An 8702-nucleotide genomic window follows, 5' to 3' on the forward strand; every position below is an offset into this window, starting at 1 on the left:
CGAGGAACCAGATTATGTCAAGATATTTATTTGATAAAAAGATTAAACTTTTAGTAGTTAGGCTAATTGTAAAAGAAGATTTATTTATAAAAGAGTATAGTAAAGAGTTTAATGTTCATACAAATAGTTTGTATCTTTGGATTCAAGGATATGTAAAGTATGGAGGTAGAGCGTTTCTGTGTAAAGGAAACGCTCTTTTTTATGTTCAATATGTAAAAGTAAAAATTAACGGCTAGAGTTAAAAAATTAAAATATAAATATAGTGGTAACCTTATGGTAAGTAGTAACTTTAAAGTGCCTAATTGTTGCATCAAAGTTGCGTTGATATAATAAAGACAAGTTAAGAATAGAGAAAAACTTTAGGAGGAATTTAAAATGGTAAAACATATTAATGAAAATGAATTTGATGTAGAGGTATTAAAAGAAGAAGGAGTAGTTGTTGTAGATTTTTTTGCAACTTGGTGCGGACCGTGTAAGATGTTAGCTCCAGTGTTAGAGGACGTTCAATCAGAAATGGAAGATGTTAAAATTGTTAAAGTTGATATAGATGAAAATAAAATGGCTGCACAAAAGTACGGAGTTCAAAATATACCAACAATAAAAATATTTAAAAATGGAGAAGAAGTTACTACCAAAGTAGGATTCTCACCAAAAGAGGTATTAGTAGAAACTATAAAAGAATTTGTATAAGAGGTTGAAATGATGAGCGAAAGATATGATATAGCCATAATAGGTAGTGGACCAGCTGGTTTATCAGCTGCTCTTAATGCTAAGATAAGAAATAAATCATTTATTATATTTGGAAGCAAGAATCTTAGCCCTAAAATTAATAAGGCACCAAAGATTAACAACTATTTAGGATTTCCAAATTCAACAGGAGCCAAAATGGGAGAAGCTTTTAGAGAGCACATAAATTCTATGGGAATTAAAATAACAGAAGATAGAGTTAATAATGTTTATGCAATGGGAGATTATTTCACACTAATGGTAAAAGATAAGATGTATGAAGCTAAATCTGTAATCTTAGCAACAGGGGTTGAATTCTCTAGACCGCTTAAAGGTGAATTAGAGTTTTTAGGTAAAGGTGTAGGATACTGTGCTACATGTGATGCACCCATATATAAAGGAAAAACTGTAGTTATAGTAGCATCAAATGATGAAGGTGAGACTGAAGCTAACTATGTAAGTGAGCTTGCTGAAAAAGTATATTACATACCTTTATATAAAGGTGAATATAATCTAAATGAAAATATAGAATTAGTTCAAGAAAGACCTGTGGAAATAGTCGGAGATGATAAGGTTAGAAAGATAGTCTTTAAAGATTCAGAAATTGAGACTGACGGAGTATTTTTATTAAAAGATGCCATTTCTCCATCACAATTAGTTCCAGGGCTTGAGGAAATTGATGGACATATTAAGTGTGATAGATTAATGAGAACTAATATTAAAGGCTGTTTTGCAGCTGGAGATTGTATTGGTAAGCCATATCAATATATAAAGTCAGCTGGAGAAGGAAACATTGCAGCATTAAGTGCAGTAGCATATTTAGATGGAAGAAAATAATTTTTAAATAATTGGATTTAATATATAATTGCACTTAAATATAAAAAACGTATTGCAAAGACTTCAATACGTTTTTTATTATTATATATATTATGATAATATAATAATAAATTCATTCAATAAGGGAGGTAGAAGAGATGTATGGAGTAGATGATATTATATATGAATGTCCAGTGGAAGCTTTATCAAGTATATTAGGTAAAAAGTGGGTAGGATCTATAATTTGGGCACTACAGAAAGAAAAAAAGAGATTTGGTGAGCTAGAGAGAAGTATATCAGGATGTAGCAAAAAAATGTTATCTCAACAATTAGAATTATTAATTGACCAAGGGATTATGGTAAATGATAAAAAAATAGAAAACAATACAGTAGAATCTGTATACTATTTAAGTGAATCAGGTTTATTACTTCTACCTGTAATGGAGAAAATGATTGGATGGAGTAATAAAAATCTTAAGTGTGGCGAGTAATATAGATTGAGCTAGGTAATATTACCTAGCTCTTTTATATAAGTTAATTCTTTAGTCCTTTTATCTTTATAAGGAGATTATTATACTCATCTTCTAATAAAATCTTCTTATTAATATCTGGTTCTGTTGATATTAAAGAAATTACTTCAGAAAATCTATTTTCTAACAAGATAAGATTATCCTTATTTTGTTTTTCTTTTAAATTTATCTTAGGTTTATTTTTAAAAGATATATACTCATCATAACTACCAGAGAATTCATTAATTTTATTATTATCTATTTCTAAAATATAATCACATATATTAGAGATAAATTTCCTATCATGAGATACTATAATCAATGTTTTATTACAATTGATAAGTGCAGATTCAAGGGATTCCATAGATTTAATATCTAGGTAGTTAGTAGGCTCATCTAAAATAAGCAGGTTATTATCAGATAATAGAACCTTACAAAGGGCTATCTTTACTTTTTCACCACCACTCAATGAAGAGACTTGTTTAAATACAGTATCTCCCTTAAATCCAAATCCATCTAAGTTTGTTCTAACAAAACTTTCATCATAAGAGCAATCTCTAAGTATATTTTTCAGTATTGATTCATTATCATTTAATATATGTTGAGATTGATCAAAGTACCCTATAACAACATTATCAAAAACCTTAATATTATTTTTATTAGAAACAATCTCCTTAAGTAAAGTACTTTTACCACAGCCATTATTACCAATAAGAGCTACCTTTTTGCTATTTTTTATTTTAAAGCTAGCATCTTTAAGCAATAATTTATCATCTGCAAATAAATTAAGATGTTTAACTTCTACAAGGTTTTTAGAAGTTATTTTTAAAGTTTCTTGAACTGTAATATTGATTTCTTTTATAGATTTAGGTCTTTCCTTAACCTCAAGATGATCAATCCTACTTTTTAGAGCTTTCACATTGTTATCTAAGTTTTTCTTTGCCTTTTGCCCGCCCATTTTGTGCAATCTAGCTTCAGAGTTTCCCATCCTTTTAGGTGTTCTTCTTATGCTATCTTTTATATTTTGTTTATTAAGGATAGCATTTTCAAGATGTTTCTTTTCATTTATATAAGCAACATACTCAGCTTTAGATCGTTCTCTTTCTAAAGTTTTAAGTTCTAAATACTTAGAGTAATTTCCTTTATAAACTGTAATTTTTCCATCTTCAATTTCAATAATAGTATTACATAATGTATCTAAAAAATTTCTATCATGAGAAACTAAAAGCAATGCACCATTATAACTTTTAAGCATTTTTTCAAGAACCTCAATACTAGCTCCATCTAAATTGGCAGTTGGTTCATCTGCAATAATTAAATTTTTATTTTCACTTAAAGCTTTTGCTATTTTAAACTTAACTTTTTCTCCACCTGACAAAAAGTCATCATACTCAAAAGGTGCATTAAATATATTCTTAAAATTATTATCTAAAAATCTTTCACTAGCATCTTCTGACTGACTTATATAAGCAAAACTTTTAGTTATATAAACATTACCTTCATCAATAGGTGTATCATTTATTAACGCTTTTATAAGCGTGGTTTTTCCAGCACCATTAACACCTACTAAACCTATTCTATCACCGTCTAAAATTTCTAATTTATCGATATCTAAAATTAATCTATCACCATAATACTTTTTTACTTTATTTAATCTTGCTAAAGACATAAAAAATCCCTCCTATAAAATATAGGAGAGTATATATAGCCATTTAAAAGGACAAATATAAATACCTCACTATAATCTACTCTCCCTAAATTTAAGCACAACAAAAAAAGCTACAAATAAATACTTTTTTGTTGTAATCAAAGTTTGAAAAATAGATTATATTCTCATCTGTGAAACTACCTTTGCCTTTCTTAAAATTTATAATTTTCAATATTAATATATAGTATAGCACTACTTTGAATAGATATCCAATGAATAAAAAGAGAGAATTAAAGTCGAGTAATACGTACATTCTAATAAGAATATATCTTAATATGGAATCTAATAAATAGTAAAATTAAAATAACATATTAGAATCCATATTATTTTAATGTGCTACAGATTTATCCTTAGATAAAATTGTACATAGAAAGTATAGCTCAATATGTCTATAATAAGATTAATTATATAAGGTTTAGACAAGAATAAATTTATGGTTTAAATAAAGGAGTATTGATTATGGAGTATATATCTGCTAAAAAGATAGTATCTAATTCTATAGAGAATAATTCTTGGTTTGCATTAAATTATACTATGAACATATATAGAGGGTGTTGCCATGGGTGTATATATTGTGATTCAAGGAGTAGTTGCTATCAAATAGTTGATTTTGATAGAGTTAGGGCAAAAGAGAATTCCACTGAAATAATAGGAAGGGATTTAAGGAGTAAAAGAAAGAAAGGAATAATAGGTATGGGGGCCATGAGTGATCCATACAATCCTTTCGAGAAAAAGTATTGTCTAACAAGAGAGGCATTAAAGCAGGTAGATAAAAGTAATTTTGGGATAAGTATAGCTACAAAAAGTGATTTAATAACAAGGGATATAGATATATTAAAGAAAATACAAGAACATTCTCCTGTATTAATAAAAATAACTATTACTACTTATGACGATAAATTGGCTAAAAGTATAGAGCGAAATGTTAGTAGTACTACAGAGCGATTCGATGCAATAAAGAAACTAACTGATAATGGAATATATACAGGTATACTATTGATGCCTATACTTCCTTTTATAAATGATAATAAAGAAAATATAATAAATATAGTAAGAAAAGCACATGAATGCGGAGCTAAATTCATATTTGCTTTTGGTATGGGCGTTACGTTAAGGCAGAATCAAAGAGAATATTATTATAAAAAGTTAAAAGATATATTTAAAGATGAAGATTTATCTAAAAAATATATTGATACATATGGAGATAGATATGAGTATACATCCATTAATTCAAAGGAATTATGGAAAGTTTTTAAGATTGAATGTGAGAAATATGGAATCTTATATAATATGGAAGATATAATTAAAGATTATAAAAGTAAGTATGAAGAGGTTCAGATAAGTTTATTTTAAAATTATAAATATATACAAGGAGCTACCTATTTTGAGGCAGCTCCTTAGCTATATAGAGTTATATTTAAAATATATTATTTATGACCTTTTATACTTTTAGCAATTAAACCTTTTTTGGGGTTAAAACCAATCATATAAGTAGGATCATCATTATCGACCTTATCTAATATAAAGCCATTTGAGTTTTCGTTTAGTATCAAAACATTTCCATCAGGTTCTGGTATGAATACATTCTGAACTTGAGTTAAGGAAAGGTGAAGGGAAATTATAATCTCATTAATATAGTTATTATCCTTTTTAGTTATTATATCTTGTAATACTTGTATATAATCTAAATCACAATAAATTGGTTGCGAATTTTTTTGATAATATAATTTAAAATCAATATTATTATTTATAGGGATTTGATCGAAATTAATATTTATCTTTTCTGATATTGGAATATCTAAATTAAAACTTTTAGCTGAGTTAAGATTAATCTTGCTGATAGAATATTTTAAAACTTTAGATATAGAACCGTTTATTATGAGTTCATTATTACCAGTAATTTCAAGAGTGCTTAAGGATATTTTATTTGTATTTTCTGAAATGTTTATGTAGCTTTCCTTAAAATTTAATTCTGTAGTTATAGGAATTGAGATCTTTAAATTTGATAATACTACGGGAGCCTTTATTATAAGAGAACCAGGCTTTCCCATAGATACATAGTACTCACAATTTACTTTGCTAGAATTATTTTGATTTTCCATATGCCCTCCTATAGTTTTTTATAATAGCCTAATATAATATATTCATAAGCAACAAATTAAATAACAATTAAATAACAAATTGTTATAGTAACTATACGAATATAAACATTGTATAAAAATAAAGAGTGCTGATTTTATCAACACTCTGATTGAGACTCATTTTAAAATCTTTTATCAATTAAATTATTCTAACAGCAGCTATTGCAATCACTTTCTACAGCAAGAGCTGTTATAGTAGAATTAACTGTTAAGCCAGCAGCTAATAGAGTAGCATTTGTTATTTCAAGTGAATAAGTTACGCATCCGCAGCAGTTTGCACAATCACAAATTTGGAATGAGAATGATTGGCTTGAAAGTGCAGCAAGTGCACTTGCAAATGTGAAAGACTCTCCTACAGGTTGTTTACAGCCGTCACAGCATTTAAAAACTGTAAAAGTTATAGTACTTGCTATAGCTACTGGTGCAGCTATTATTGAATTAACAGTTAGAAGAATTGTAGGATTACATAATTCCCTAGTATCTATAGTAACACTACCTACAGGAATTGAACCATTTAATCCTAGAATTGTACCAACTGCAATAAGAGGAAGTGGTCCAGCTGCTCCTCTACCACATTTTAATAAAGCTTTACCAGGTTCTGGTGCGCAGGAAGAAGGTTTTCTTACTACAATACATTCTTCAAAGCAGTGCTTCTTAGGTCTACAACAGCATTTTTTAGGTTCACAACATTCTTCATGACAACATTTTCTAGGCTCACAACAATCATCGAAATTACATTCACAATCGTCAAAGCAATTTTGTTTTTCTTGCATCATTTTCATAAATCCCTCCACAAAGTTTAAAATTTTTATAAATACTTTGTTTCTTCAACAAATTATTTCTTTTTCTTCATAGTACATTGTATGAACAGGAGAAAAAAATGTGTTATTTTAAATTAAAAAATAGAAATGATTATTTTTAAATATAATATTTTAAATATTAATTAAAATATATCGAGCTATTTGAGGATATATAAATAATAATTATATATATTAAGTTTATATAAATGATTTTAGAGTTATTTAATGATATATAGAGGATTAGGTAAATACTTTATTATTATGAATTCATATGTTCAAATTTTACGTAGTTAAATATGATAGAATATATAATAAGAAATTTATAGATATTTGAGGGTAATGGTTGGTAGATTTACTAGGGAGGAATAATAATGTATGCAGTAGATGTATTTTTAGATAATAAATCATCAAGATATGTAACTTCAATTTGGGAACAGTTAAGCAGCAGTGGAATAGATTCAAGCTTAAAGAATACAGATGGATTAGCGCCACATATAACACTAGCAATTTATGAAGATATAGATGAAGATAAGTTTATAGCAAGAATGAAGGAGTTTAGATCAAAACTAAAAGTCATAGATACTAGATTCGATGCCTTAGGGGCATTTCCTACTACAGGAGCATGTTTTTTAACTCCAGTAATTACAGAGGTTTTATTAGATTATCATAAAGAATACTATGATTTCTTTAAAGAGTTTGAGGAATCAGCTAGATCGTATTACTTACCAGGTAAGTGGAATCCACATTGTAGTTTGGCTATGGGGTTAAGTAAACAAAAATTAAAAGAGGTATTTAATTTTGTGGTAGATATATATGAGCCATTTGAGGCGAGCTTTGATGGAATTGCTTTATATAAAGTAGAAATGGAAAACGGAAAATTCACAGATAGTATAAGATTATTCTAAGACATATAAAGGTTAAGATGGATGTAAGTAGATGGGACAAGGCCTAGCTACTTTTTTCATTGATAATTATAATTACTTTAAGAATTTAATACAGACTATTTAAAATTAATTAGATTATTTTTAGAATATATAATTAATTTTATAGAATTAGCTGATATAAGGATATAATTAATAATATATAATTTTAGGTTTTAAAGGGAGGTACATGTGAAGAGGGTAAAAAGTTTTTTTACTATATTTTCAATTAGTATATTTATATTGCTATTTAATACGAAATGTATTTTTAAATCAATTATAGGGGTGCCTTGCCCTGGGTGTGGATTAACTAGAGCATGGATAAGTTTTATAAAAGGAAATATATCGGAAGCTTTTTATTGGCATCCATTATTTTTAATGATACCTGCGCTAGCAATTTTAATATTATTATATTTTAAAGGATCATTTATTAAATATAGGAGGTATATTCTTATAGCAATAGTGACTATAGTAGGTTTGTATATTATTGTTTATATAGTTAGAATGGTAATTTTGTTCCCGAGTATAGAACCATTGGATTATAATAGGCAGTCTTTTATAAATAGATTAATAAATTATAAATAACTTAATCTATTAAAAGTATATAATATAGCTAATTTAAAAGAGAGAGGCTAGTGAGTGTAATATATTCTATACATCTAAAGAACTTAATAATAATTAGAAAACAGAAAACTTAGCCAAGCATATCAATGTAAGATAAATGACGAAATATAGAGTAATATAGAAGATGATAAGATTAATCTTATATTAAGGGATTATATTATGTAAATAGTGTCGAAAAACAGTATATAATCATATACATCGGTTGCAGGAAATCGATTCTCAAAAGAGAAACAACAACTAAATTAAATTCTTAAAAGAAATTAAAAAAGTTGTTGACAAGATTCGATGCACATGATAAGATATACAAGTCGCTTAAGGGCGACGAGATAAAATGGTCTTTGAAAATTGAACAGAATATATAAAACATTTAAACAACCAGCAATTCTTTTTATTAAAGTAAGTTTTATGAGTGAAAAGATTAAACTTTTTATTGAGAGTTTGATCCTGGCTCAGGACGA

Annotated in this window: 10 protein-coding genes; 7 read left to right on the top strand and 3 right to left on the bottom strand. The window is 27.4% G+C overall.

Annotated features, from left to right (window positions below; all coding sequences use genetic code 11):
* The first annotated feature begins 14 nt into the window (after window positions 1-14).
* The 4 genes from JOC62_RS18065 (at window position 15) to JOC62_RS18080 (ending at window position 2033) form a co-directional block, all read left to right on the top strand.
* Window positions 15-236: a transposase gene (locus tag JOC62_RS18065; RefSeq protein WP_204596674.1), complete on the top strand. Its 222-nt coding sequence runs from the start codon at window positions 15-17 to the stop codon at window positions 234-236.
* Between the two features lie 139 nt (window positions 237-375).
* On the top strand, window positions 376-690 hold the full coding sequence (gene trxA, locus JOC62_RS18070; RefSeq protein ID WP_204596675.1) for a thioredoxin: 315 nt from the start codon (window positions 376-378) through the stop codon (window positions 688-690).
* A gap of 12 nt (window positions 691-702) precedes the next feature.
* Window positions 703-1563, top strand: coding sequence for an NAD(P)/FAD-dependent oxidoreductase (locus JOC62_RS18075; RefSeq protein ID WP_204596676.1), 861 nt, complete (start codon window positions 703-705; stop codon window positions 1561-1563).
* 137 nt (window positions 1564-1700) lie between these two features.
* Entirely contained in the window at window positions 1701-2033 is a 333-nt protein-coding gene (locus tag JOC62_RS18080; protein ID WP_204596677.1) for a winged helix-turn-helix transcriptional regulator, read from the top strand.
* Between the two features lie 43 nt (window positions 2034-2076).
* On the opposite strand, the gene cplR is transcribed toward JOC62_RS18080, so the two are convergent.
* Window positions 2077-3720 (bottom strand): ABC-F type ribosomal protection protein CplR, encoded by a 1644-nt coding sequence (cplR, locus tag JOC62_RS18085; protein ID WP_204596678.1) that lies wholly within the window; start codon window positions 3718-3720, stop codon window positions 2077-2079.
* Window positions 3721-4218: 498 nt separating this feature from the next.
* Here cplR and JOC62_RS18090 point away from each other — a divergent pair, with 498 nt between their 5' ends.
* A complete protein-coding gene (locus JOC62_RS18090; protein WP_204596679.1) occupies window positions 4219-5112 on the top strand; it encodes an SPL family radical SAM protein in 894 nt (297 codons plus the stop codon).
* Between the two features lie 74 nt (window positions 5113-5186).
* On the opposite strand, the gene JOC62_RS18095 is transcribed toward JOC62_RS18090, so the two are convergent.
* Together JOC62_RS18095 and JOC62_RS18100 are read right to left on the bottom strand one after the other, a co-directional pair.
* Window positions 5187-5861: a hypothetical protein gene (locus JOC62_RS18095; RefSeq protein WP_204596680.1), complete on the bottom strand. Its 675-nt coding sequence runs from the start codon at window positions 5859-5861 to the stop codon at window positions 5187-5189.
* Between the two features lie 188 nt (window positions 5862-6049).
* Window positions 6050-6682: a DUF4489 domain-containing protein gene (locus JOC62_RS18100; RefSeq protein ID WP_204596681.1), complete on the bottom strand. Its 633-nt coding sequence runs from the start codon at window positions 6680-6682 to the stop codon at window positions 6050-6052.
* A gap of 389 nt (window positions 6683-7071) precedes the next feature.
* Between JOC62_RS18100 and JOC62_RS18105 the strand changes: the two genes are divergently transcribed.
* Both JOC62_RS18105 and JOC62_RS18110 read left to right on the top strand, forming a co-directional pair.
* Entirely contained in the window at window positions 7072-7605 is a 534-nt protein-coding gene (locus JOC62_RS18105; protein WP_204596682.1) for a 2'-5' RNA ligase family protein, read from the top strand.
* A 207-nt stretch (window positions 7606-7812) separates the two neighbouring features.
* Complete coding sequence (locus JOC62_RS18110) at window positions 7813-8205, top strand: DUF2752 domain-containing protein (protein WP_204596683.1); 393 nt, start codon at window positions 7813-7815, stop codon at window positions 8203-8205.
* The last annotated feature ends 497 nt before the right edge of the window (window positions 8206-8702 follow it).

The organism is Clostridium sardiniense (genome assembly GCF_016907995.1).
GTDB lineage: Bacteria > Bacillota > Clostridia > Clostridiales > Clostridiaceae > Clostridium > Clostridium sardiniense.